Origin of the sequence: Limosilactobacillus secaliphilus (genome assembly GCF_001437055.1) — a bacterium.
In the GTDB taxonomy this organism is placed as follows: domain Bacteria; phylum Bacillota; class Bacilli; order Lactobacillales; family Lactobacillaceae; genus Limosilactobacillus; species Limosilactobacillus secaliphilus.
Genome location: NZ_JQBW01000010.1, coordinates 256,797 through 281,221, shown reverse-complemented (window position 1 = coordinate 281,221; position 24,425 = coordinate 256,797). Strand labels below are relative to the sequence as shown.

The 24,425-nt window shown below is 44.1% G+C and carries 22 protein-coding genes and 2 pseudogenes; 20 read left to right on the top strand and 4 right to left on the bottom strand.

The window, feature by feature from the left end; translation table 11 throughout:
• The first annotated feature begins 53 nt into the window (after positions 1-53).
• The 5 genes from IV45_RS06200 (at position 54) to IV45_RS06180 (ending at position 5,582) form a co-directional block, all read left to right on the top strand.
• Entirely contained in the window at positions 54-752 is a 699-nt protein-coding gene (locus IV45_RS06200; protein WP_057741624.1) for a glycosyltransferase family 32 protein, read from the top strand.
• Between the two features lie 49 nt (positions 753-801).
• Positions 802-1,863 (top strand): glycosyltransferase family 4 protein, encoded by a 1,062-nt coding sequence (locus IV45_RS06195; RefSeq protein ID WP_057741622.1) that lies wholly within the window; start codon positions 802-804, stop codon positions 1,861-1,863.
• A 71-nt stretch (positions 1,864-1,934) separates the two neighbouring features.
• Positions 1,935-3,377: a flippase gene (locus tag IV45_RS06190; RefSeq protein WP_057741620.1), complete on the top strand. Its 1,443-nt coding sequence runs from the start codon at positions 1,935-1,937 to the stop codon at positions 3,375-3,377.
• A gap of 5 nt (positions 3,378-3,382) precedes the next feature.
• A complete protein-coding gene (locus IV45_RS06185) occupies positions 3,383-4,399 on the top strand; it encodes a DUF6625 family protein (protein ID WP_057741619.1) in 1,017 nt (338 codons plus the stop codon).
• A gap of 43 nt (positions 4,400-4,442) precedes the next feature.
• Positions 4,443-5,582, top strand: a complete 1,140-nt coding sequence (locus tag IV45_RS06180) for a hypothetical protein (RefSeq protein WP_057741617.1) — start codon at positions 4,443-4,445, stop codon at positions 5,580-5,582.
• A gap of 49 nt (positions 5,583-5,631) precedes the next feature.
• On the opposite strand, the pseudogene IV45_RS07820 reads toward IV45_RS06180, so the two are convergent.
• Positions 5,632-5,814, bottom strand: a pseudogene (locus tag IV45_RS07820) (ATP-binding protein); the annotation flags it as partial.
• Positions 5,815-6,018: 204 nt separating this feature from the next.
• Here IV45_RS07820 and IV45_RS07815 point away from each other — a divergent pair.
• The 5 genes and pseudogenes from IV45_RS07815 (at position 6,019) to IV45_RS06160 (ending at position 12,126) form a co-directional block, all read left to right on the top strand.
• Positions 6,019-6,291, top strand: coding sequence for a type II toxin-antitoxin system RelE/ParE family toxin (locus tag IV45_RS07815; RefSeq protein ID WP_338040604.1), 273 nt, complete (start codon positions 6,019-6,021; stop codon positions 6,289-6,291).
• Positions 6,292-6,331: 40 nt separating this feature from the next.
• Positions 6,332-6,619, top strand: a pseudogene (locus tag IV45_RS06175) (HigA family addiction module antitoxin).
• 1,157 nt (positions 6,620-7,776) lie between these two features.
• On the top strand, positions 7,777-8,544 hold the full coding sequence (locus tag IV45_RS06170; RefSeq protein WP_057742403.1) for an SDR family NAD(P)-dependent oxidoreductase: 768 nt from the start codon (positions 7,777-7,779) through the stop codon (positions 8,542-8,544).
• A gap of 61 nt (positions 8,545-8,605) precedes the next feature.
• Complete coding sequence (locus IV45_RS06165; RefSeq protein ID WP_057741616.1) at positions 8,606-9,181, top strand: GDSL-type esterase/lipase family protein; 576 nt, start codon at positions 8,606-8,608, stop codon at positions 9,179-9,181.
• Positions 9,182-9,597: 416 nt separating this feature from the next.
• On the top strand, positions 9,598-12,126 hold the full coding sequence (locus IV45_RS06160) for a mucin-binding protein (RefSeq protein WP_057741614.1): 2,529 nt from the start codon (positions 9,598-9,600) through the stop codon (positions 12,124-12,126).
• Positions 12,127-12,194: 68 nt separating this feature from the next.
• Here the strand turns inward: IV45_RS06160 and IV45_RS06155 are convergent, their stop codons facing one another.
• Positions 12,195-12,383, bottom strand: coding sequence for a hypothetical protein (locus tag IV45_RS06155; RefSeq protein ID WP_057741613.1), 189 nt, complete (start codon positions 12,381-12,383; stop codon positions 12,195-12,197).
• A gap of 14 nt (positions 12,384-12,397) precedes the next feature.
• Positions 12,398-13,555 carry an SNARE domain-containing protein gene (locus IV45_RS06150; protein ID WP_057741611.1) on the bottom strand — a complete coding sequence of 386 codons (1,158 nt, stop codon included), beginning with the start codon at positions 13,553-13,555 and terminating at the stop codon, positions 12,398-12,400.
• Positions 13,556-13,841: 286 nt separating this feature from the next.
• On the opposite strand from IV45_RS06150, the gene IV45_RS06145 reads away from it, so the two are divergent.
• The 7 genes from IV45_RS06145 to IV45_RS06115 all read left to right on the top strand — a co-directional run bounded on the left by IV45_RS06145 (position 13,842) and on the right by IV45_RS06115 (position 20,396).
• On the top strand, positions 13,842-14,324 hold the full coding sequence (locus IV45_RS06145; protein WP_057741610.1) for a flavodoxin: 483 nt from the start codon (positions 13,842-13,844) through the stop codon (positions 14,322-14,324).
• A gap of 18 nt (positions 14,325-14,342) precedes the next feature.
• Complete coding sequence (locus IV45_RS06140; protein WP_057741608.1) at positions 14,343-15,131, top strand: alpha/beta hydrolase; 789 nt, start codon at positions 14,343-14,345, stop codon at positions 15,129-15,131.
• A gap of 106 nt (positions 15,132-15,237) precedes the next feature.
• On the top strand, positions 15,238-15,729 hold the full coding sequence (locus IV45_RS06135; RefSeq protein ID WP_057741606.1) for a GNAT family N-acetyltransferase: 492 nt from the start codon (positions 15,238-15,240) through the stop codon (positions 15,727-15,729).
• A 106-nt stretch (positions 15,730-15,835) separates the two neighbouring features.
• Positions 15,836-17,158: a dihydrolipoyl dehydrogenase family protein gene (locus IV45_RS06130; RefSeq protein ID WP_057741604.1), complete on the top strand. Its 1,323-nt coding sequence runs from the start codon at positions 15,836-15,838 to the stop codon at positions 17,156-17,158.
• Between the two features lie 115 nt (positions 17,159-17,273).
• Entirely contained in the window at positions 17,274-17,945 is a 672-nt protein-coding gene (locus IV45_RS06125; protein ID WP_057741602.1) for a type 1 glutamine amidotransferase, read from the top strand.
• 153 nt (positions 17,946-18,098) lie between these two features.
• Positions 18,099-18,830, top strand: coding sequence for a carboxymuconolactone decarboxylase family protein (locus tag IV45_RS06120; protein ID WP_057741600.1), 732 nt, complete (start codon positions 18,099-18,101; stop codon positions 18,828-18,830).
• 255 nt (positions 18,831-19,085) lie between these two features.
• Positions 19,086-20,396 carry an NCS2 family permease gene (locus tag IV45_RS06115; RefSeq protein WP_057741599.1) on the top strand — a complete coding sequence of 437 codons (1,311 nt, stop codon included), beginning with the start codon at positions 19,086-19,088 and terminating at the stop codon, positions 20,394-20,396.
• Between the two features lie 70 nt (positions 20,397-20,466).
• Here the strand turns inward: IV45_RS06115 and IV45_RS06110 are convergent, their stop codons facing one another.
• Positions 20,467-21,111, bottom strand: a complete 645-nt coding sequence (locus IV45_RS06110; RefSeq protein WP_057741598.1) for an SDR family oxidoreductase — start codon at positions 21,109-21,111, stop codon at positions 20,467-20,469.
• 82 nt (positions 21,112-21,193) lie between these two features.
• Between IV45_RS06110 and IV45_RS07965 the strand changes: the two genes are divergently transcribed.
• From IV45_RS07965 to IV45_RS06100, 3 genes are all read left to right on the top strand, one after another.
• Positions 21,194-21,346, top strand: coding sequence for a hypothetical protein (locus tag IV45_RS07965; protein ID WP_169790376.1), 153 nt, complete (start codon positions 21,194-21,196; stop codon positions 21,344-21,346).
• A gap of 363 nt (positions 21,347-21,709) precedes the next feature.
• Positions 21,710-22,753, top strand: coding sequence for a zinc-dependent alcohol dehydrogenase family protein (locus tag IV45_RS06105; protein WP_057741596.1), 1,044 nt, complete (start codon positions 21,710-21,712; stop codon positions 22,751-22,753).
• A 153-nt stretch (positions 22,754-22,906) separates the two neighbouring features.
• Positions 22,907-24,307, top strand: a complete 1,401-nt coding sequence (locus IV45_RS06100) for an MFS transporter (protein WP_057741595.1) — start codon at positions 22,907-22,909, stop codon at positions 24,305-24,307.
• Positions 24,308-24,425: the final 118 nt, after the last annotated feature.

Below are 24,425 nucleotides of genomic sequence, written 5' to 3'. Positions count from 1 at the left end.
AAGTGCTTGTGACATGAAAAATTATGTTAAAGACTGGTAGGTGAGAGTGTGCAATGATATCTAAAAAGATTCATTATATTTGGTTTGGTGAGTCAAAGCCAAATAGCCTTATTAAGGCTATAAAAACTTGGGAAAGGCATGCGCCAAAGTATGAAATTATTGAATGGAATGAAGAAAATCTTCCAAAATATAAAAATAATTTTTATCAAAGAGCCTTGTCCAATAAGGATTATGCATTTGCATCTGATTATGCACGCTTAAAAATACTGCAACAATATGGTGGAGTCTATATGGATACTGACATGTATTTATTGAAAGATCCATCTAATATCTTAGCTAATAAGGAATTAGCTTTTAGCATACAAGATCCTAAAGTTATAATCTCAACTAGTTTTATTGCTGCTTGTCCAGGCCAAGATTTTATTAATAAAGCTATCGAATTATATGATAATCTCCCATATGAATTTGGTAAAAATAGGCCAAACACTGAAGTTCTTTCGCCTTTATTGTTTAAAATGTATAAGTTTAACCATTCAATAAAGACGCAACGAAGAGGGAAAGTTACAGCGTTTGAGCCAGACATATTTTTGCAACCATCTTTTAAGACAGTTGCACTGCATATTGGTGAAAAAGCTTGGGCACCTCATACAACTCATGATAAGTTAAGAATAATAGCTCGAGAACACATAACTAACCAAATATCAGCAGGTATTTTCCGTATAGCTAATGATTTCTTTCGTAAAATCATTTAACAATAAATACATATAAAAAGTGTTTACCAAAAGGAGTAGTGTGGTTTATTTGAAATACAATAAAGTCTTTTTAATTTGCAATTATTGTGCTGATTATGGTGGGAACTTCTTAGCTTCTTTTGATTATTTAGCTAACAAGTTACTTAGTAGGGGCGTTATCGTATATTTCGTCTTTCCTAAAGAATCTCAGAGTAAGAATTGGGAAATTGATCTCTCAAAATATAGGGTTATATACTGTAACTTCAATTATAAAAATATTGTCGACGTGGTTAGTCGTCATTTAAATAAGAATGATTCTGCTGTTATTCATCTCAATTTTGTTAGTTCGTTAATTTTAACAAAATTCAAAACGGCAATTAACAATCGCACCAGATATGTCTTTCATCAGCATATGGCTGTGAACTTTGGAGCAAAGCAGATTATTAAAGGTATAGTTTTACGGTTGTGTGCCCCTAAAGATGTCGCCTATATAGGAGTTAGCCCTAAAGTTTATAGAGATGTAAAAAAAGAGATGGGTGGCAACAAAAGTTATTTAGTATTAAATGCAATTGATACTGATCGTTTAACCACCAGTACTGAGAAAAAAAGTAATGATATTCTAATATTTGGAACTGACTTTATGCGTAAAGGTGTTGATCTTGCTATAGCAGCAATTAAAAATACTAAAATTTCAAGAGCATGCAATCTATTAGTAGTAACACATAATCAAAAGAGCGCACGTCAGTTAATAATTAATAAGTTTAATGAAATCCCAAATTTTGTGAAGATTTTGCCACCTAGCCAAAATGTCGAAAAGTTATATAAGCATGCTTTTCTTTTTTTGTCACCATCACGCTTAGAAGCGTTTGGCTATGCTGTTGTAGAAGCGGCATACTCAGGAGATCAAGTGATAATTTCTGATGTTTCTGGCCAAAATGTTCTTTCTAAGATACCTGGAGTAAAAATGATCCAATCGGAAAATATACAACAGTTACGGTCAACAATTATCAATGCCTATGAAAATAGAAAGGGTAACCGAAAAAAAGCTAATGCAGCAGCACACGAGTATATTGATAGCCACTATTCATTGGAACATTGGACCTGTAATATATTAAAAATATATGATGCATAATATATACCAGCAGTAAAGTTTTTTAATGGATTAGTAATTGTTGGTGCACGCATATAAAGGAATTACTCATAATGAATTCAAAAGTTTTCTTGAACTATTTATATAATTTATCCTATGAAGTTCTTTCTTTAGTTCTTCCAATCTTTTCAGTTCCATATGTGTCGAGGATATTAGGTGCTTATCAATTAGGAAAATATTACTATGTCACCGCTGTAGTAACTTATTTTGGCATTTTTGCGGTATTAGGCACTGTTGATTATGGGCAGCGTGAAATTGCAAAACGACAAGATGATATTTTAAAAAGAAGTAAGATATTTTGGGATGTCTTAGTTTTTCGCCTATTTTTTATTTTTATAGCTTTGCTTATATATATATCTGTGATTTTTTTCTCTCTTGAGAAATATCGCTTACTATACATTATTAATATTATTTCATTTGTATATTGGGCTTGTGATGTAAGCTGGTATTTTCAAGGAATGGAAAATTACAAAGTTACAGCCCTAAAGAACGGAATGGTAAAAATAGCAGCCACTATTTTAATCTTTGTTCTTATAAAAAATCGTAATGATGTTTGGCTGTATACTTTAATTTATGCTATCGCAGGATTAGTTGGCAATCTAACAATGTTGCCTTATTTAAAGGGAAGCATTATTTTTATACGGCCAAATTTTAAGCGCGCATTAGGCCAGTTTCCAAGTATCTTTGGTCTTTTTTTACCTGTAGTAGCAATTCAACTATATAATTCGCTTGATAAAATACTACTCGGTCAGTTTAGTACTTCAAGACAAGTCGGGTACTTTTCTCAAGTCCAAATAATAATTAACTTTTGTGTTATCTTTGTAGCTGCTTACGGTGGAGTGATGACCCCACATATTTCTTACCTATACCAAAATGGTAAGGAAAAGGCGATTGAGCGTTATATTCAATCTGCTATTCAGTATGTATATATGCTAGCAGTACCAATGGTAATTGGCTGTCTATGTATTGGGGATGTTTTTGTTCCAGTTTTCTTTGGATCAAAGTACAGGGCTGCAATACCAACATTGTACATTCTTGCTTGCTTAATTGTAGTCATGGGAATGGGACAACTACAGGGACAATTTCTGATTGCAATAGATCGTCAAAGGTATTTTTCAATTGCTACTGTTTCGGCTTTTATAATTAATTTTGTCATTGCAATGATACTTATTACAATTTTTCACTTTGGATCGGCTGGGGCGGCTTTCGCTACTGTTTTCTCTGAAATAGTGGCGACATGTATTGAAGCTTTCTATTTGAAAGATGTTTCTGGATTAAAAGCATATTTCAGTTTCTTTATTCGTTATTTAGCACTGGCAGCATTAATTATTTTTCCAATTTTTATAATACGTAAATTATTTCAAAACCATTTGCTAGTTATTATTTTATCACTCATCTTTGGCGCATTTTTTTATGGTACGGCATTGTTTATCAGTAATGACACAATGTTTTTATCTATCATTAAGCCCTTTATAAAGAAGTTAAAGAGGAAGTAAATCACATGAAAATTTGCATTATTGTACCGTACTTTGGTGAATTTCCCCCTTATATTAATACGTTTCTTTATTCTGCTTCTTTTAATAAGGAAATTGAATGGTTAATTTTCACTGATCAATCTGTTGAGGATGTGCCTAATATTGATAACGTAACTTTTATTAAAAGTACATTTAAAGAAGTTAGGGAAAGAATACAATCTGTAGTTGGCAAAAATATAGTCCTCGACACCCCATATAAGCTGTGCGATTATAAACCCTTATATGGGCTGGCTTTTAGCGATTATTTACGTGATTATGATTACTGGGGATATGGTGATATAGATATTGTATGCGGTAAGATAATGAAGTTTATTCAACCTGGATTAACCAAAAGATACGACAGAATTGGTGATCTTGGACATTTTTGTTTATACAAGAATAATCATGATGTGAATACTCGCTACTTATTGCCTGTTAAAGATCGTCATGGCAATGAAATTAGATTATTTGATCGAGTTTATAGTCATTCTAGAGGTTATGCATTTGATGAACTAGGAATCCGAGCAATCTATAAATATTACCATTTCGATACTTACAAAAATGAAGATTTAGTTAATGAAACAAAGACAGGTTGCTTGGACATTTATTCGATTGATCCAAGGTTTCATAACTATCAAGGTGCATTTATTTGGAATAAAGGAAAATGTCTTTATTACTATCTAGACCCCAAAAGCGAACAACTACGTTATCACGAATTTGGATATTTTCATTTAATTAAGAGACATCAGTTTACTCATTTTATTAACAAGCGTGTCGATTGCTTCGGAATAACAACGAATGGCTATCATCAGTTAGACAATTTAAATGATAGTAATGTAATCAATATCATGAATAAAAATCACTCCAGCTATAGTAAACGGTTAAAATATATGATCCATAGTTATTTTTTTAGTGGTGATATAACATTTAGAAACATTTTAGGAATTCATTTACCATTGTTTGAATTATTCAGAGAAATAAAAAATCATACATTGCGAGTCTAATTGGAGTTGGAATCATATATTTTCATGTTAAAAGGAGTGTTCTATGGATAAGGTAACTAACAAAAGATATAAGTTATTACTTACATTTACTATCTTTTATATGGGTATTTATAATGATACTCTTTGGAGGAGTATTTTAAGTCACCCAGTCTTTAACTATATGAGATATGTATTGTTGGGCTGTATGTTAACTATGTTTCTATATCATTTTGTCATTACTAATAATAGTAAAAATCAAATAATTATTTATATAAACCTGTTAGCTTTTTTAGCTTTTAATTTCATATTTCAAAATGGAATGGCTTTTGTTCCAATAGTAATATTTTGCTTATATGTAAGTTATTTAAATCAGCGCGAGGTTATTCAGGCTTATGCTAGAGGACAGCTGCTATGTGTTTTACTTGTAATCCCCTTTAGCTTATTAGGGGTGTTACCTAAATCAACCAGTAATAATCTTCTATCTTATGGCTTTAGCAACCCTAATGGTTTAGGTGGATTTTTATCTGTTATTTTTATGAGCTATCTTTATCTAAATTGGAAACAAAATAAAACTTGGTTTTTACTCTTGTATATAGGAGCTATATATTTTAATTATTTTGTTATGTTTGATAAAACCTCTGGTATTTGTATGACAATTTTTCTTTTATGCTACTTTATAAGACATTATATTCAGAACTCAAATATTACTGGATGGATAGCTACTTGTTTACCGATAACGCTTGCAATTATTAGTCTTATTTTTGCCTTTTTCTATGAAAAGTACAGCTGGATTTATAATATAGACCAGTGGCTTTCACACCGTATTTACACTTGGAACTACTATTTGAGCCTTTATGGCTTGCATTTTTTTCCTAGTAGGATAACCTTCATTCAAGCAAATCAGTATGAACTGGGTTTTTATGGGAAAAATATTAATGTGTTGCTTACTGGTGCTTTTGATGGAGGTTATATGTATTTCTGGTTGAGAATGGGCGTTATTAATATGTCTATTGTTTTGGCATTACTGACGGGTTATATAAACAAGTTAAGATCAGAAAACATTGTTGGATTAGAATTTTTATTACTAGTGTTTAGTCTTTTGACATTTACTGAAAATACTTATATAGCACCGTATGGATTTTTTGCAAGCTATTTATTAATTATTTGTTTTAGTAAATTTCCTGATAATAAACAGATAGTATAAAAATATTTTGTTAATTAATTATACATTACATGATGTCGTCAAAGGCGGTTTAGTAATTGGCAGATGTTAGTCGATATGACTTGCCTTTGATTTTAATCACATGTGAGTGGTAGATAAGGCGATCTAAAATTGATTTTACTACTGTTTGATTATGCAGGACTATACTCCGACTAGATAATGGGACATTGGTATTTATGAACGCTGATTTACGTTCGTAACGACCATTTATTAAATTTCCTTACCATTAGGGTGGCCTCTCCCAAAATCTCCTAACTGAATATGTTGTGTTTAGTATAGGAAAACTGGTTGGGAAGCATATATGGGCTGAAAGTATATTCGTGTCATTATTGGATGCTAACAATGCAATTAACACTATAAGTTTTTACGTTGATATACTCTCCTGACGTGTATAATGAGTTTTACAAATTAGCAGGGAATAGAAATCGATGATATTAAAGGCTTTGCTGATAAAGAAACAGCAAAGGTATATCATCAAAAACTTTCTAAAAAGTTACCTCAAACCATACAAAGAGTTGCTTTAGAAAAATTGATGATGGTTGATAATGCAGAAAACATTAATGATTTACGAGTCCCGCCAGCTAATCATTTAAAACAACAGGTTGGTGATCGTGAAGGACAATACAGTATAAAAAACTTATTCTCAATATCGCATTTGTTTTACTTTGCATGGACAGAACAACTTTTGTGATGTAGAAATCGTTGATTATCACTAGAAGGAGGAATGATGTATGAACGAGATACCAACACCAACAATTAGCGAAATTTTACGCGAAGAATTTATGGAACCATTAAATCTATCAGCGTACAAATTAGCTCAACTAATTAACGTTCCTACCTCTCGTATTCAAGATATTCTGCACAATCGTCGTAAAATTACTGTTGATACATCTGTTCGCTTAGGGATCTTGTTTGGAGTATCAGATTGATACTTTTTGAATTTACAAAATGATATTGATATGAGAAACACCATTCAAGAGAATAAGTCTGAGTATGACAAAATCAAGGTGCTTAGTTAATCTAGCCCTTGACATATTATTCTTTTTCAATAATTGTTGGCATTTGAATTTTCGTATTTAACTTGCTACATTGTAGATAACAAAAAACAGATGCGTTAGTGATGTTTGTTTTGTTGTTCTGAGAAGATTCCACATAGGGTTACTTATGCGTGGAATCTTTTTATTATATATGATACTTATCCTCGAATTACAAAAACCCTCAACAACCATCATGGCTGCTGAGGGCGTATCGTTGTTCGTAATCTTATTGGCTGAATCCGTTCATTAATGCACTCGCTTGGTTCTAAAAAGATGGTGGATCGATGTCATTAACGAGCAGCTCAATCGTAATAAGTCTACGAAGCAACTTATATATATGGTTTTGAAAACGATTACTTGCAACAAAAACAACTATTTCTGCAAACTAAATAGGAAAGCCTTGTCTTACTGCCCCGGACTCATTGAAATTAAAACAATGACATTAACGAGTAATGGCAAAGCAAAAAGTAACTAAATGGTCAGTATAAAGATCATACTGAGAATCCCTGTGCACAGGATTAGTTTACAGAGTGTCAGCAAAATCAATTTGCTAACGGCTTAATAATATCACGTGTATATATTAATTTAAATAAGTTCTTTAATTAATTTTATAAAGATTGAAGAGTGGTATCTTACGATAGTCTTTAAGAGTATCCTTAGTTATATCAGTGGGCTACCAATGTAATGAGATCATGTACTACCTTGAATTTAAGCGAATAAGCAAATAAAGGTTAGATTTATATAGCTAATTAGCAAGTCGAATAAATTGCAAAGGTATGATAAAATTGCTGTTATTTATATAACTTTAGATCAAATAACAGCGGCAATGTATGTTGGCTAAATATAAATCACAATTTGCTTTTCTTTGCGCCATTAATAAGTTGAGCTGTTGATTATTAAGGAGCAGTCAAAGTGACATTGACGCTTGGCAAAACATGATTTCCATGGTGAAATTGACAAACAATCTCAATTTCTTTCATACAGTTGATCCAAAAAGAGACGTTATCCAGTAAATGACTAAAAAATAAGATGATTATTAGCAATAAATGAATTAGAATAAACTGGATAGGTATTTTCTATGTACAGTAAATATAAAATGAATTATAATGCGCAAATCTAGTTGGAAGGATTGAATGATTATGACAGATCGACTAAAGGGCAAAGTTGCATTAATTACTGGGGCTGCCAGTGGTCAAGGCGCTTACGAATTAAAGATCTTCTTGCAAGAAGGTGCTAAGGTAATTGCTACCGACATCAACACGAAATTGTTGGACAAGCACGTTGCCGATCTGAAGAAGCAGTATGGCGACAATGTTTTGCCATTGAAACTGAACGTCACAGAAGAAGACGACTGGATTGAAGCCACCAAACAAGGGGTGGATCAGTTCGGTAAAATCGATGTCCTGGTTAACAATGCCGGGATCGGTGTGACGGATAAGACATCTGGCCTGGAAGCAACGGTTGCCGACTGGAAAAAATTTATGCAAACGAACGCAATGGCCCACTTCTTGGGGATGAAACACGTGGTTCCGTACATGAAGAAGAATGGTGGCGGCTCCATCGTCAACATTTCCTCACTGGCCAGTGTGCAAGGGATTGCCGGTGCTTCGCCTTACACCGCTTCGAAGGGTGCTTCTCGGGCCCTGACGAAGGGTGCGGCTCGTGACCTGGGTAAGTACAACATTCGGGTAAACGCCGTATTACCGGGCTGGATTGTGACGCCAATGATGCAGCAATTCTCCCTGAGCAAGCCGTTACTGGACTCACTGATTGATGGTATTCCGCTGGGCCACTTAGGCGATCCGGAAGACGTTGCATATCCGGTGCTCTTCTTGGCTAGCGACGAAGCTAAGTACGTCAATGGTGCCGAGATCGTGGTTGACGGTGGTCAATCTATCCGCGGCTAACAAATGATTCAATTGCGTCCCTATCAGTCATAGGGGCGCTTTTTTGTAGGGAGGGTTGTTTATGGTCAAAATTGCCTGTATCGGCGACAGCATTACTTTTGGCTACGGCATTGCACCACAAGATCGGCGGCGGTACTCTTACCCGGCCATCCTGCAGCGATTGCTCGGCAAAGACTATCAGGTTGCTAACTTCGGCCATAACGGTGCCACGGCAGTAACGGGATTTGATGCCTATGTTGATCAATTCGAATATCAACTCAGCCAGGAATTTGCGGCGGCAATTGACATTGTGATGCTGGGCACCAATGACGCTCAGAACATTTATTGGGACGCAAGCGCATTTCAATCTGCACTGACCAAATTGGTGAACAGCTATCAATCCTTGCCCACGACCAAGCAGGTATATTTGATGCAACCGCCAGCCTGTTATTCGCAGGACTTGCCGGGGATGGAGCCCAACATTAACCAGCAGGTGGTTTACCGCAGTGTCCAGGCAGTCGCAGCTCAACTGGGACTACCTGTGATTGACTTATTTGCGTTAACGCGCGGCCATCCCAAGTGGTTTACTGATGGCATCCACCCTAACCGCGCTGGCAACCAGAAAATTGCGCAGTTGATTTATTCGAAAATAAAATAGGAAATGACCGGTAATGTCCAGAAATGGATGTTACCGGTCTTTTGTTTCTAACCAACTAGAACAGGCAGATTTGTGGAAGACGTGACCGTAGTAATTACCGTGAAATTGATAAATAGGTGTAGTGAACAGATGTATTGGTCTGTGTCATAACTGTACAAACGTTCAAGTTATCACTAAAAAAATGAACATTAAATAAATGTGGCTGCCATTAAATGCCGGTAATAAAGCCTTGAAGGATTCGTAAATTGTGTGAACAAATTGTGAATTTCAATGTATTTTGTATGAAGATTGAGCACTTTAATAGCTTACTTATTTATACGCTGTTAAAATAAAAGTTGAAAAATGAAAAACTACGGACTCATTAGGCAACAAATCATCTGAAACAAATAATCAACTTGGGAGCTGGTGGAGTTAAGATGACAGAACAAAAGATGCATTATCGCTTGTATAAAGCAAAGAAGCGCTGGATCGTTGCTGCCGTAGTGACGGTGGCGTTATTTGGAATGAACATGCTTGATGCACACGCAAGTGATCAAGGTACTGGACAATCGACATTGCCGCAAACTGTTCAGCCAAATATTCAATCATCAAGTGATAATAGCCAAAACAATAACAGCAATACTAATGGCTCTACGGCGGCCCCAGTTGCTAGTGAAACTAGTGCAAGCCAGTCGCAAGCAAATAGCCCAGAAAGTAATCAAGCGAATAATGAAGCTCCAGGCGCTAGTCAGAGCAGTGAACCAGCTGTACCTGCCGCACCTGCTTCACCGTTCATCTCTATGTTTTATTCAGGTGGTGACGAGGATAACGGGTTTAAGCAACTGCCTGATGGTAGCTTCCTTCAATGGAAGACTATTACCCGGACGATTAACGTTTACAATCCAAATGGCAGAGTGGATACCATACGCCAAAAGGCCAAACTTACTCGGACCGGTGTGGACAGTCATATGATGGGTCCTGATGGTCACAATTTAATTGATTGGAGTAATACTTGGAACACTGCTGTCTGGGATGCCTTTGTGACACCACAGGTTACAGGTTATATTCCTAGAACTCCTAATCTGGGACAAGTTGTCGTTAATGAAACCTATAGCAACCAAATAATCAATATTTCATATGTACCTGACCCCAGTGAACAAGAAGTAACAGTCACTATCAAGTACGTCGATGATGATGACAGAGGGCACGTGATTGGTGAATGGAGTAAAAGTGACAAAATTAGTAATACTGAAACACAGGACACAGTTTCAGTTGTCACTCAATTTTTAAGAGATCATCAATATACCGCTAATGATGGATCTAAACATGCGCAGTACACTATTAATCCCGGTACTACTTGGGTGAACGGCTTCACCTTTGCCAACGGTAATCAAACCTTCACTGTGCATTTGATCCACCTGAAGGACACGGTTTTCGAGTTCAAGCAGCCAACACGGACCATTAACATTAAGCATCCAGATGGTCGGATTGAAACGATTGTCCAACGCGGAATGACTGACCGCAAAGGAATTATCGACTACGCAACCGGGAAGACCACGTGGACTTCTGAAGCAACTGACAGGTGGCTGGACTACCCATTGACGCCAATTGCTGGCTACACGATGGAGGTTAAGGTTGATGGGCAACCTTCTACGATTACGGAGATTCCGTTAGTTACCGTCAACAACAATACCAAAGACCAAACGATCGATGTCTCTTATTTGGGTGAAGAACGAAATATCAGTGTGGTCTATAAATATGGCAACACTGTTATTAAGACAGATCCGTTGAATGGTCGTGTTGGCGAAACTGTGGCGACAAACATCAGCGCACCGGCCAACTACCGGATCACCAACAATCCAGCTGCTAGCTACACATTCAAGGCCAAGAAAGCTGACAACCACGATATCATTGTTGAGTTGGCTCACGTTACCCACGAAACGAGTGACACAAAGACCATCACCCGGACGATCAACGTTACTGATCCATCCGGTCGCACTACCACCACGCGCCAAGTAGTCACATTGACGCGGACTGGTGAAGTGGACCAAGTCACCGGGGATATCAACTGGGGTGCTTGGAGTACTGGCAGTTGGCCTGAATTTACGACGCCAACAATTACCGGTTATGTGCCGACAATTGCTGTGGTTGGCCAACAGGCGGTTACCAGTACAACGGCTGACACGACTGTTAACATCAGTTACTTAGCCGCTGACCAATCCATCAACATCATTTACATGGATGGCAGCCAAGTGGTCCAGGTCGTTCCGTTGAGCGGTCAGACTGGTGAAACGGTGCCAACCAACATCGTCGCACCAGCTAACTACCACATTCTTAACGATCCGGCATCCAGTTACACCTTCCTGCCGAGTGGCAACCACGACATCATCGTCGAATTAGGCCATGACATCGAACACGGCCAGGAAACGAAGACGATCACGCGGACCATCAACGTGTACCTGCCGGATGGAAGAGTCGAGACGATTAAGCAGGTGGCAACCCTGCATCGTTCTAAGACCACCGACAAAGTAACGGGTGAGTCGACTTACGGCCCATGGTCAGAAGATCCAAACGCTTGGCAAGAATACGTGCCGGCCAACATTCCTGGCTACACGGTCGACCCCGCCGATGTACCGGCAGTGGTTGTGACGGCTGACCAGCAGGATGTCACGGTTAACATTCATTACTATGCTCAACCAAAGCCGAGTGTGCCAGACCATAACCACATCAACGACAACACGCATGCAGTGATCGTGCCGAATGGTGGCAATGGTGGCTCGGGCAGCGTCGATCAATCAGGCGCTGACCAGTTGAATGGCAACTCACAGACCAGTGCTGCCGGTCGCGGTCAGGATCAACGTCTACCGCAAACTGGTGCTAAGAAGACATCTCAGGTCGCAGTCTTTGGTCTCTTGACGGCTGCCTTGGCGGGCATGCTGACACTACCACTTAAGAAACGCTATTAAAAATTAAAGACAAAAAAATCAGCCCAGACGCAATCGTGCGTTTGGACTGATTTTTTATGCCTTGATGGTTATTTACCGCTAAACCATGAAATAACGGCGTAGATAAGGCCCGCAATGATTAAGATTTCAAATAGGTCTTCAATCAGGCCGCCGACAAAACTGAAGATGAAGGGCAGAAACCAAATCAACGCTCCGGTGCCAAACAAAACGCCGGCAACAATGAGAACCTTTGATACAGAAGAGTTCGGATTAGACATTCAGAAAGACCTCCTTAATAGGCAACGATGTGGTAGTAGTTGGTGTGTTTAGGCCGCCGAGCAATTTCGGTACGAATCTTTTCCATTTGGTTGATTTCCGACAAGCCGATGAAGGCGTTTTGGAAGATCTCCCGCCGCTGGTTAGCCGTTACTTGATCGAAGCCACGGTTCATATCGTTGTGCATCTGGTTGACACTTTGATTGAGCTGATCGACGTTTTCGTTTAAGTTGTCAATCCGCTGGTTAATGCCTTCCAGCGCCTCGTTTTGGTTCTTGATCAGGTCGTTCTGCTGCTTCTGTTGATTACTGATCTGGTCCAGCTTTTCTTGGTTGGCCTTGTACTGGAGCTGGTTCATGTACACGTTGGTGCAGTGCTCCCAAGTCGTTGCTTCACCATTGGCAACGAGGTCGTAAAAGGCTTCGATGGCGTAGTTAAAGCGGTACTTTGGCGGCAAGACCAGCATGTTGTTCTTCAACCGTTCGCAGCATTCACCAAACATTTGGTTAGCCTGCTCAGTCTGGGCAACGGCGGCATCCCACCGCTTCTTGTTAGCCGGCTCCTGGAGGAATTGTTGCCAGGATTCTTGAACGGCCTGGTCAACGTACTTCTTCTTGAGGCTAGCGTACTGGTCATTGACGTTATCGGCATCATATTCAGCCGAGCTCAACTCATTTTGATAGTTGTGGCCGCAGAGACTGATGATCAAGGAAACGTAATACAGGGCCAACGCGATGCCCGCGGCGTAATAGAACAGGCGGGTGAACGTGCTATAAGCTGCGCCGGCAAACTGGAAACTGTAATAAGCCAATGCCCCGGCCGCAATACAAATGAAGTAGTTGGTCCAGGTGAAGCCTTCGTTGCGATGCGGTGCCGCCAGTCTTTGCATGTGGTTCAAGCGCTGACCAGCCTGTTGAACGTTTTCAACCAGGTCTGGATGGTCTTGGTTCAGTTGCTGAATGGCTTTTTCAGTGGCTGCCTTTTTGCGGGATGCCTTGAACTCGTTTTGAATGTTCTTGAGGACTGATTCTTGAAAGTAGTCGGCCTTTAAGAGGATGTAGAGTGACTCAATACTGGCAATGTCATTGTGCATCGTGCCGAAGAATTGCCTAAGCTGCGGTGCATTCATCCGTTCCAGGCGACTGATGTTACCCATTTGATTCGAATTATCCATTAGTACCTACCCATTTATTATGATATTTATGACGGTGCAATGATACTACGCTGGGATAGCCTTTTCAATGTTGGAAGGGCTTTCCTAAGTAAAATTATCGCAGCGCGCTTGAATAAATTGCGGTCGTCATTTTTGGGTCGGGTCAACCAGTCACAGTCATGATTATTTTGAACGAGAAAAGTCTTATCATTTCCTTTTCTGACGGGAGAAACTTAAAATAATCGGTAAAGTGAATTAAACAATTTATTTGATTATGACTAACAAGAGAGTTGAGGGAGGAATCACGATGGCAAACACACTGGTGCTTTATTATTCGGCAACTGGCACGACGGAAAAGATGGCAAAACTCGTTGCTCAAAAGCTGGGCGCCGACATTCAAGCCATTCATCCTGTCCAGCCGTACACTAAGGACGACCTGAATTGGCGCGATAAGAGTTCACGGGCAACCACGGAACAGCACGAACACGATTCACGGGTTCCCGTTAAGGACGATTTTCCGGACCTGTCCGGTTACGACAACATCATCATTGCGCACCCGATTTGGTGGGGGATCCCGCCGCGGATGATCGTGGATGTGATCGACAAATTGGATCTGAACGGTAAAAACTTGGCTAGCTTTGCGACCTCTGGCGGTTCCGATTATGAACGCAGTCAAAGCTTAATCCAGCGGACCGTCGATGAAAATCATTACGATGTCCACGTTAACCAAGGAGCTGTCCTGAATTCAACGGCCGACGTTGACCCATGGCTGAAGAGCCTGAACTTCTAACAATAGGAGAATATGCATATGAAAAAATGGCGGTTTCCCGCTTTATTAGTGGCTTTAGCCCTGCTCTTGGTCGGCAGCTACGGCTTTAAGAGCCAAAAACGTTCCCACTGGGTTGACTCAACCACGCCGACGATCTTTGTTCACGGCTACGGCAGCAGCTACCATGCCGAAGAAAGCATGGTTAAGCGCGCCCGGAAGGATAAGGTGACATCGACCGTCGTACTCGCCCGCGTTGACGAAAACGGTAAGGTCAAACTGAGCGGCCCATCAATCAAAGGCAAGCGCAACCCGATTGTCGAGGTCAATTTGGCCGACAACAAGCAGACGGATATGAATAAGGGTGCCGCATACGTGAACAACGTTGTCCGGGCCCTGCAGAAGCGCGATGGGATCAAGGAATACAACTTTGTGGCCCACTCAATGGGGAACATGGATGTCTTCTCTTATCTATCCAAGTACGGCAGCCAACCCGGCGCGCCTGTGCTGAAGAAGCAGGTGGTCCTGGCTGGTGGCGGGATGACTGGCTGGTCGCATCGCCGGCCGATTTCAGGCACCATGCAGACCATTATGGGGCAGCTCAAGGATAACTATCCCCAGGGCAAGGTCCTGAACATCGCTGGCGACCGTGGCGACGAGACTGACGGCAAGGTGCCGAATGCGGCCTCGCGCTCGGTCAAGGATATGCTGGGTGACCGGCCTAAGAGCTACCAATTCGTCTTGTTCAAGGGCAAGCAGTACACCCACAGCAATTTGCATGAAAATCAGAAAGTCTCCAACAAGATCAACGAATTCTTGTGGGGCAAATAATTAAAACGTCCGCGACTAGCTTTTAGTTGCGGACGTTTTCTACTTGCGAAGGGCTGGCACGTGCGGTAATCTGTGTTGCAAATAGTCAGTAAATGGGGTGGATTGGATGAAAGTAAGCATTGAACATGTAACAGCAGCCGATTTAGACGCCGTGGTCCGGATTGAGCGCCTGGGTTTCACGCCGGAAGAAGCCGGTACGCCCGCCGCTTATCGTGACCGGATCAAGAAACTGGCGGATACCTTTTTGGTGGCCAAAGTTGACGGCCAGGTCGTTGGTTTTGTGGTTGGCCCGGCAGTTGATGAACAGTTTGTGACGGATGACATGTACGTACACACGCCGACTAACCTGCCGACCGGTGGCAATCAACTGGTTCTATCGATCGCTACAGATCCGGCTTACCGCGGCCACGGGATTGGCAGCCAGCTGCTGACCGCCTTGGCGAAGAGCGCCCGCGCCGCCCACCGGCACAGCATTTCCCTGGATTCGCTGGAAAAGAACTTGCCCTTTTACGAGCACAACGGTTATGAGAAGGTCCGGGTGTCCGATTCCAGCCACGCTAACGAGACCTGGTACAGCCTGGTGAAAAAGCTAGATTAAGCTCTGAACTAATGTTGACGGGTGGTCGGCTTGCTGACAGCGCGAGGCAAAAAGATTGCTGTAAGATCAACGTTTTCGGTATCCTATTAGAAAAAGGAGGATGACCATGCAAAAATACGATTACATTCTGATTGGTTCTGGCCCAGCTGCTTACAAGCTGTCCAACTTATTGGCAAAGAAAAAGCGGCGCGTCCTGGTCGTTGAAGGTGGTGCGTTTGGCGGAACCTGTCCTAATTTCGGTTGTGAACCCAAGATCTTCTTGGAGGGTGCCGTCCGCACAGTTTTGCAGTCCCAGCAACTGGTGGGCCGTGGGGTCAGTCAGCCGGCACAGCTTGACTGGGCCCAGTTGATGCAGACCAAGCTGCAGCGCTTCGATCCGTGGCCGGCAGAAACGAAGGCGATCATCGCCAAAAGCCACGACGTTGAGGCCGGCTACGCGAAGTTTGTCGACCAGCATACGATCACAGTGAATGGTCATCAATATACGGGTGACCGGATTGTGATCGCCACCGGTCAACACCCGCACCACTTAGCCGTTCCGGGCACCGAATTGACCCACACCAGCACGGATGTCTTGTCGCTGAAATCACTGCCGAAGCGGGTAGCGATCGTCGGCGCCGGCTATGTGGCGATGGAGATGGCAACCCTCTTAGGCGCGGCGGGTGCACAAGTGACGATGCTGGTTCGGTCCGACCGTGCTCTGCGGGGCTTCACGAAAGCGGATGCCGCAACGGTTGTGAAGGCAATGGAAGCACGCGGGATCGATTTCCGCTTCAACACGAATGTTCAGGCCATCCAGCAGGACGCGGATGCTTTCCTTGTAAAGACCGACAACGGCGACCTCGCAAGTGACTATGTGGTCGATGCTTCTGGTCGTGTACCGAACATCGAGCGCCTGCAACTGGATCAGGCTGGCATTGATTACGATCGACACGGAATCAAGGTTAATGATCACCTCCAAACCAGTCAGCCCGGCGTTTACGCGGTTGGTGACGTGGTCAGTCGGGTGGAACCCAAACTGACGCCGGTGGCCGAATTCGAGGCCGACTACCTGTTTAAGCAGTTGGAGGGTGGCTTGACCGCGGCCATTCAGTACCCAACGATTGCTACGGCGGCCTTCACTTTCCCTGAAGTTGCCTTGGCAGGGGTGGCCCCGGATGACGTCAAGGATGACCCGGCTTACCAAGTCAAACGGGTATCCCTGGCCGGCAGTAGCCTGTACGCGGGCAAGAACGACCAGTCTGCCAGCCTGACCCTGGTCTTTAAATCCGGTCAATTGGTCGGGGTGAGCGCAGTCGGCGATGACGCCGCAACCGAAGTCAACAGCCTGACGCCAATGATTGGCTTATCCATCAAGGGTGATGATTTCCGCCGGCACGTGATCAACGCTTACCCGGTCATCGGCGACATGATCGCCAGCCTCCTGTAAGAAAACGGGAGCAATTGCTTTTAATTGAGCGCAGTAGCGGTGGTATAATCACCGTATCATTGGTACTTGCAGGCGATACCGCATTAACATTGCCGTCGATGGAAAGGGAAAAATCATGAGAATCAATGTCTTGCAACACACGCCGAATGAGGGGCCAGGTTCCATCCAGCGCTGGTCACAACTGCACCATCATGAGATGTACATTTACCACCCCTATCGTTTCGGCAACTTACCAACGGCGGACGAGACCGACATGCTGGTCATCTTGGGCGGTCCAATGGGTCCCAACGATAACCTGCCGTGGCTTAAGGAAGAACGTCAGTTGATCAAGCAATTGCTGGCGGAACATAAGCCAATCTTTGGTGCCTGCCTGGGTGCGCAACAGATTGCCAAAACGCTGGGCTGTCGGATTGGCAAGGCACCACACAAGGAAGTGGGCTGGGCACCGGTCTACCTGCAGACTGACAAAATCCCTGGTTTGCCAAAGAAGATCACGGCTCTGCACTGGCACGAAGAGATGTTTGAAATTCCGGACGAGGCCGAATTGCTGTTTAGCAGCGACTTGGTCAAGAATCAAGGCTTCGTGCTGGGTCATCACGTGGTCGGTCTGCAGTTCCACTTTGAGCCGGAAGCCGATAATTTGCGCGAGATTGCGATCAACGACAACCATTACCCGGATGATCACAATGACCTGCACCAAACGGCGGCCGACATCATCAAGCATGGTGTGCCGGCTGAAAACCGGGAAGTCATGTACCATATTCTGGACTTCATTACAGCAAAATAAATCATTGAAAGAAGAGCAGCTGCTTCAATGCGGCTGCTTTTTTGATTGCGTGGATTATTCAAATCTTGCATGACAACTAATCGAAAATAGGCTTTTCACATTAATCGATTGGCTGACTAGAATAAACTTAAGAAAAAATGGGAGGTCTTAGGGATGTCAATTCAAGAAAGTGCACAAGCTATTCACCGCAATGAACTGGGCCAGACTGACCCGGAATTAGCTGCTATTGTTAACCATTTTGCCTTTGAAGAGGTGCAGGCGGATGTTGACCTGCCGAGCCGGACAAAGATGCTCTCCACCTTGGCTTACCTGTTGGGCATGCAGGGTGTGGACGAATTCAAATTAATGCTGCCGGTGGCCTTAGATAATAATGTGACGCCCGTTGAAGCCAAGGAAGTTGTTTACCAGGCCATCGATTACTTGGGCTTGGGCCGGGTCTTACCTTTCATCAAAGCCAGCAATGAAGTCTTGGCAGCCCGAGGTGTTCAACTGCCTTTGCCGAGCCAGAGCACCACGAATCAGTACAACCGCTTGAGCAAGGGTGAAGAAACGCAGATCCGCCTGTTTGGTCCGCAGATGAAGGACTTTGCCAAGAAGGGCACGATTAACAAGTGGCTGGTCGACAACTGTTTCGGCGACTATTACACACGCAAGGGCCTGGATGACAGAGACCGTGAAATGATTACCTTCTGCTACATTGCAGCGCAGGGCGGGTGTGAACCACAACTGCTGGCCCACGCACAGGCGAACATCAAGCTGGGCAATGATCAGGAATTCCTACTGAAGATTGTCCAACAGAACGTGCCGTTCATCGGCTATCCACGTTCCTTGAATGCAGTGCGGATCATCAACGAAGCCGCTAAGGCAGTTAAGGATAACGATTAAGATTAGAATTCAAACACGAAGGTGGCGGAAATTCCCGCCACCTTTTTGTTTTGCTAGAAAAGCCGAACAATAACAGTGGCCATAAACGAATATCAAAGAAATTTAAGGCCAAAAACCGCTCAACAGCAACGTTTAACGCCCCACGCCCAATAAATGACGAACTAATTTCAAATTGACCCTTTACAAATAAATGCGAATATCATAATATAGTTGCTGGTGTTTGTTCGTATTTAAAGGATGGAGTGATAAAAGAAAATGAATGCCATTAGTAAGTACTTCCAGCTTGATGAGCTGCATACAAACGTTCGGACTGAAGTGTTAGCGGGCTTTACCACTTTCATTTCAATGTCCTACATTCTCTTTGTAAACCCGAACGTTCTGGGTGCTGCCGGGATGAACAAGGGTGCGGTCTTCTCCGCTAGTGCCTTGGCAGCTGCCTTTGGTTGTCTGATGATGGGTATTTATGCTAAGTACCCGATTGCTGTTGCCCCTGACTTAGGGATCAACGCGTTCTTCGCTTATTCCGTGGTTATCGGGATGGGTGTGAAGTGGCAAACCGCCATTGCCGGCGTTTTTGTTGCTTCCATCATCTTTATCCTGATCACGATCTTTAAGCTGCGTGAGATGATCATCAACGCGATCCCAAGTGACCTGAAATACGCTATTTCTAGTGGGATTGGTTTCTTTATTGCTTTCTTGGGTCTGCACCAAGGTGGTTTGATTATCGCTAACAAGTCAACGGTGGTTGGTTTGGGTAGTTTCACTTCCCCAATGAACTGGTTGACGATTGTTGGTTTGGTTGCTACTTCGATTCTGTTGATTTTAAACGTTCCTGGCGCTATTTTTGTTGGGATGGTTATCAGTACAGTTGTTGGTCTGGTATTTGGCCTGATCCCAATGCCACACCACTTGATCTCCGCTGCTCCTAGCCTGGCACCAACGTTCGGCGTTGCTGTTAAGCACATTGGTGACATCAATACTTTGCAATTATGGGTTGTTGTCTTTACGTTCTTACTTGTCACCTTCTTCGATACTGCCGGTACGCTGGTTGGTCTGGCTCAACAAGCGGGCTTCATGAAGAATAACCGCATGCCACGGGTTGGCCGGGCATTGATGTCTGACTCCTCTGCCATGCTGGTTGGTTCCGTAATGGGGACTTCACCAATTGGTGCCTTCGTTGAATCTTCTGCCGGGATTGCCGTTGGTGGTCGTTCCGGTCTGACCGCGGTCGTTACTGGGATCATGTTCATTGTCGGCATGTTCTTCTCACCACTGTTGACTGTGATCACCGACCAAGTTACGGCTCCTGCCCTGATCATCGTTGGGGTTATGATGGCTCAAAACCTGAAGCACATTCACTGGGAACACATGGAAGTTGCTATTCCTTCATTCCTGGTTGTCCTGGGTATGCCACTGACCTACAGTATTTCTGACGGGATGGCTTTAGGCTTTATCCTGTACCCAATCACGATGATCGCTGCCAAGAAGGGTAAGGAAGTTAACTGGGTTATGTACCTGCTCTTCTTCGTCTTCATCGGCTTCCTGTGGATTTTGGAAGTTAAGTAACTAATAAGAAGTTAAACAAAAAGGATCTTGCAGCTCATGCAAGATCCTTTTTCGTATGTGGTGAGACGACTTACTTAACGGCGTGGATCGCTTCGTCGATGGCTTGTTGACCCGTGCGAATCATCAATACTTTGCAGATGGTGTTGTTCGCATCCAAGCAGGCGGCAAGGAAGTGGGCCACGTCAGGAATTGGAATGGTCGTATCCTGATTGGCGCCAACGCTGACCATGCCGGTCCCGGCTTCCTCAGTCAATGAGGCTGGTTGAACAATGGTATAATCCAGTTTAGTATTGTTGATGAGGTAGTTGTCCGCAAAGAACTTAGCGATGTTGTAGTCGGTGATGCCCGCGAGCGCTGGGATCTGGGACCACTTTTCGGGTTCCAGCGCATACATTGAACTCAACATGATGTAGCGTTGAATATTATTTGCTTCCGCCGCCCGCATCGTCTTGACGGCACCCATGGCATCGGTTTGCAAGACATCTTTGCCCCGTGAACCAGCGGTGAAGAAGACGGCATCGTAACCGTTGATTAGCTGGTTGATGTTGGCTTGGGAATCATGCAAGTCGAGTTGCACCGCCTGAACGTTCGGCAAAGAAACGATCTTTTCCGGATGACGGGCACCGGCAGTGACTTGGTGGCCGGCTTTTGCCAGACGTTTGATCAGTTCCGTGGCCACCCGACCGGAACCGCCGACAACAAAGACTTTACTCATATCTAATCCCTCCTTGTTGATCTTATTTAATTTTAATAACGACTGACCCAGGGGACAATTAATAAGTATTAAGGAGTTCACAATGGAAAAAGTAGTCGATATTATCAAGGTCGTTTTTTGGCTGGTCACGTTGATTGTGACCTTTATGGGGAAGATGATGCTGGCCATGTATTTGATGTCGGTTGGCATGTTCTTGGAGGCTTGCTATTGCTGGTATATGCACCGGTCTCATTAATCCATTCGATCTCAATTTGACCATACCCATTTCTGCTCCATGATGGTATAGTTATGTTAATTAAGTTAGGGAAGAGGGTTTGGATCATGAAAAAGTACGTGGTTGAATTAAGCGAAGATGATCTTCAAATGCTGAAGGATTGCCACTCCAAGAATCCTTCCATCATGAAGGCTCTGGAAGCAGCAAAAGAAGAAAAGTAATTCTGCATTTAATGCCGATTTGTAAAGCATCAGGTGATTGAACCTGGTGCTTTTTCTATGCAAAAAGTTGATTAATAACCATGCGTTATAAATATTTCAAATTAGTCCTGGAAACCTTTACAATTGAGACAGGATTGTTTAGGAGTAGAAAGGAGTAATTTCGATGAAAACTGCAGTCTTTGCAAAAGCCGGCCAGATGAAACTGGTCGACGTCGATAAACCAACCATTCAACAGCCGGATGACGCCATCTTACGGGTGGTCCGGACCTGTGTTTGCGGGTCTGACCTGTGGAACTACCGTGGAATCAACCCGGTTAAGCCCGGTCAGATCAATTCCGGTCATGAAGCCATTGCGGTGGTCGAAGAAGTTGGTGACGCAATTACCACTGTTAAACCCGGCGACTTTGTGATCGCTCCATTCACGCACGGTTGTGGCCACTGTGCCGCTTGCCTTGCCGGTTATGATGGCACGTGTCAGTCACACCAGGACAACTTCAGTGAGGGTGTCCAGGCTGAATATATCCGCTTCCAGCACGCTCAGTGGGCACTGGTCAAGATTCCGGGCAAGCCTAGCGATTACAGCGAAGGCATGCTGAAGTCATTACTGTCACTGGCTGACGTAATGGCAACTGGCTACCATGCTGCCCGCGTTGCCAATGTGCAGGCCGGTGATACGGTCGTCGTCATGGGCGATGGTGCTGTGGGTCTGTCCGCCATCATCTCCGCTAAATTGCGGGGTGCTAAGCAGATCATTTCCACCAGCCGTCACGCAGACCGGCAGCAGTTGGCCAAGGAATTTGGTGCAACGGATAACGTGGCAGCTAGAGGCGATGAGGCCGTCAAAGCCATCATGGACCTGACGCATGGTCAAGGTGCCGACGCCGTTCTGGAATGTGTTGGTACGGAACAGTCAACCGAAACCGCAATGGCAGTTGGGCGCCCAGGCTCAATCGTTGGCCGGGTTGGTCTGCCGCATGGCAAGAACATGGATCCGGCAGCGACCTTCTACGCCAACAAGGCAGTTGCTGGTGGCCCGGCTTCAGTCACGACTTATGACAAGGACCTGCTGTTGAAGGCGGTTCTGGATGGAAAGATCAACCCAGGCAAGATCTTCACGAAGACCTTCACTTTGGACCAGATTGACGAAGCCTACCAGGCCATGGACCAGCGGCAAGCCATCAAGTCATACGTCAAGGTTTCCGATTAAAATCATTAGTAATTAATTTCCATCAAAACAGGTGCACTGGGCTTTAGAAAGCGGGTGCGCCTGTTTATTTTTGCCAGCTTTTCAGAAAATTTCGCTGGAAAGCGGTCAAGGGCTGTTAAAATAGTCGGGTAACGAAAAGGAGTGTAATGACTAGTGAGTGAAGAGAAACACAGAATTTCCGGCCGGGTCTATGCAGGGATCTTTGCCGTTGCCTTATTGAGTTTCATGGGGATCATGACGGAGACGGCAACCAACGTGACCTATCCCGAACTGTCAAACCAGTTCCAGATCTCCTTGGACACCACCCAGTGGATCACGGCCGGCTACCTGTTGATGGTAACGATCGTGATGGGGACGACCGCCTACCTTCTGAAAAGGGTGGCCGCCAAGAAGCTGCAGGCCTTTGCTGTTTGTGCCTTCATCATCGGTGACGTGACCTGTGCCCTTGCCACCAGTTTTCCGGTTTTGATGGTTGGCCGGCTCGTGCAGGCGACCGCGACCGGTTTGGCCACCCCGACCATGTTCCACTTGATTTTCACCAAGATTCCCCGGGAAAAACTGGGTGAGATGACCGGGCTGGCGGCCATGGTGATTTCGTTAGCGCCGGCGTTGGGACCGACCTATGGAGGGCTGATTTCCACGAACATGTCCTGGCAGATGATCTTCTGGCTGATCTTGCCTTTTGCCTTCGTCTCCCTGTTGATGGGGCAGGTCTTCATCGACAGTGAACCGGTCCAAGGCAGTGCCGAACCGTTCAGCTACGGGAGCTTCATCAGCCTGGCCATCGCCATGTTCGTCTGGATCGAGGCCTTATCCTTGATCGGCAAGTACGGCTTTGTCTGGCGCTTTTGGTTGATGCTGATAGCGGCGCTCCTGCTCTTCGCCTTGTTCGTTTACTTAAACGTGCATGGCAAGTCGCAATTGGTGGACCTGTCCATCTTCCGCTTTCCGGCGGTCCGCTTCGATGCTTTAACCTATTTCAACCTGCAGTTCATGAATATCGGTATCAGCCTGGTGATCCCGGTCTATGCCCAATACGTGCTCAAAGCCAATGCCTTCGTAGCCGGTCTCATCCTGTTGCCAGGGACAATCGTCGGTGCCGTGGTTTCGCCGCTGGCCGGCCACATTGCTGATCGGCACGGTTTCCAACTGCCGGTCATGATCGGTAACACGTTACTGGTTGCCGGGGCGCTGCTCTTCTGGGCCTGCCAGGATTACCTGACGCCATTGCTGTTGATGTTGTTCTTCCTGGTCTTGCGGACGGGCTTCAACTTCACGTTCTCCAACACCATTTCCAATGCCTCCGTCCAAGTACCGATGGAGAATACGGCGGATGTGTCGTCGATCTTTAACATGACCCAACAGTTTGCCGGAGCGACCGGGGTAGTTTTCCTGGCTTCCTTGATGGCGATCTTCCAAAATCGGGGCATGGGTAGCATGGCAACTCGGACTTATAATGGTGGCCGGGTCGACTTCATCATCATGATTGTTCTGGCCCTCATTACCCTTACGATCAGCGTGATCAATTATCGACAACAGGCACGCAATAAATAACAACTAGCAAACGGGACAGCCGTGGCAAAATGGTCGCGGTCAGCCCCGTTTTTTCGTTCCTGAACCCGTGCAGTTATCATTTTAAAAATACCAGGTGCCAGTTTATAATGAGAAAGCA

Coding starts and splice junctions, on each gene's coding strand:
- IV45_RS06200 (WP_057741624.1), top strand. CDS start 54: ATGATATCTAAAAAGATTCATTATATTTGGTTTGGTGAGTCAAAGCCA.
- IV45_RS06190 (WP_057741620.1), top strand. CDS start 1,935: ATGAATTCAAAAGTTTTCTTGAACTATTTATATAATTTATCCTATGAA.
- IV45_RS06185 (WP_057741619.1), top strand. CDS start 3,383: ATGAAAATTTGCATTATTGTACCGTACTTTGGTGAATTTCCCCCTTAT.
- IV45_RS06180 (WP_057741617.1), top strand. CDS start 4,443: ATGGATAAGGTAACTAACAAAAGATATAAGTTATTACTTACATTTACT.
- IV45_RS06170 (WP_057742403.1), top strand. CDS start 7,777: ATGACAGATCGACTAAAGGGCAAAGTTGCATTAATTACTGGGGCTGCC.
- IV45_RS06165 (WP_057741616.1), top strand. CDS start 8,606: ATGGTCAAAATTGCCTGTATCGGCGACAGCATTACTTTTGGCTACGGC.
- IV45_RS06160 (WP_057741614.1), top strand. CDS start 9,598: ATGACAGAACAAAAGATGCATTATCGCTTGTATAAAGCAAAGAAGCGC.
- IV45_RS06155 (WP_057741613.1), bottom strand. CDS start 12,383: ATGTCTAATCCGAACTCTTCTGTATCAAAGGTTCTCATTGTTGCCGGC.
- IV45_RS06150 (WP_057741611.1), bottom strand. CDS start 13,555: ATGGATAATTCGAATCAAATGGGTAACATCAGTCGCCTGGAACGGATG.
- IV45_RS06145 (WP_057741610.1), top strand. CDS start 13,842: ATGGCAAACACACTGGTGCTTTATTATTCGGCAACTGGCACGACGGAA.
- IV45_RS06140 (WP_057741608.1), top strand. CDS start 14,343: ATGAAAAAATGGCGGTTTCCCGCTTTATTAGTGGCTTTAGCCCTGCTC.
- IV45_RS06135 (WP_057741606.1), top strand. CDS start 15,238: ATGAAAGTAAGCATTGAACATGTAACAGCAGCCGATTTAGACGCCGTG.
- IV45_RS06130 (WP_057741604.1), top strand. CDS start 15,836: ATGCAAAAATACGATTACATTCTGATTGGTTCTGGCCCAGCTGCTTAC.
- IV45_RS06125 (WP_057741602.1), top strand. CDS start 17,274: ATGAGAATCAATGTCTTGCAACACACGCCGAATGAGGGGCCAGGTTCC.
- IV45_RS06120 (WP_057741600.1), top strand. CDS start 18,099: ATGTCAATTCAAGAAAGTGCACAAGCTATTCACCGCAATGAACTGGGC.
- IV45_RS06115 (WP_057741599.1), top strand. CDS start 19,086: ATGAATGCCATTAGTAAGTACTTCCAGCTTGATGAGCTGCATACAAAC.
- IV45_RS06110 (WP_057741598.1), bottom strand. CDS start 21,111: ATGAGTAAAGTCTTTGTTGTCGGCGGTTCCGGTCGGGTGGCCACGGAA.
- IV45_RS07965 (WP_169790376.1), top strand. CDS start 21,194: ATGGAAAAAGTAGTCGATATTATCAAGGTCGTTTTTTGGCTGGTCACG.
- IV45_RS06105 (WP_057741596.1), top strand. CDS start 21,710: ATGAAAACTGCAGTCTTTGCAAAAGCCGGCCAGATGAAACTGGTCGAC.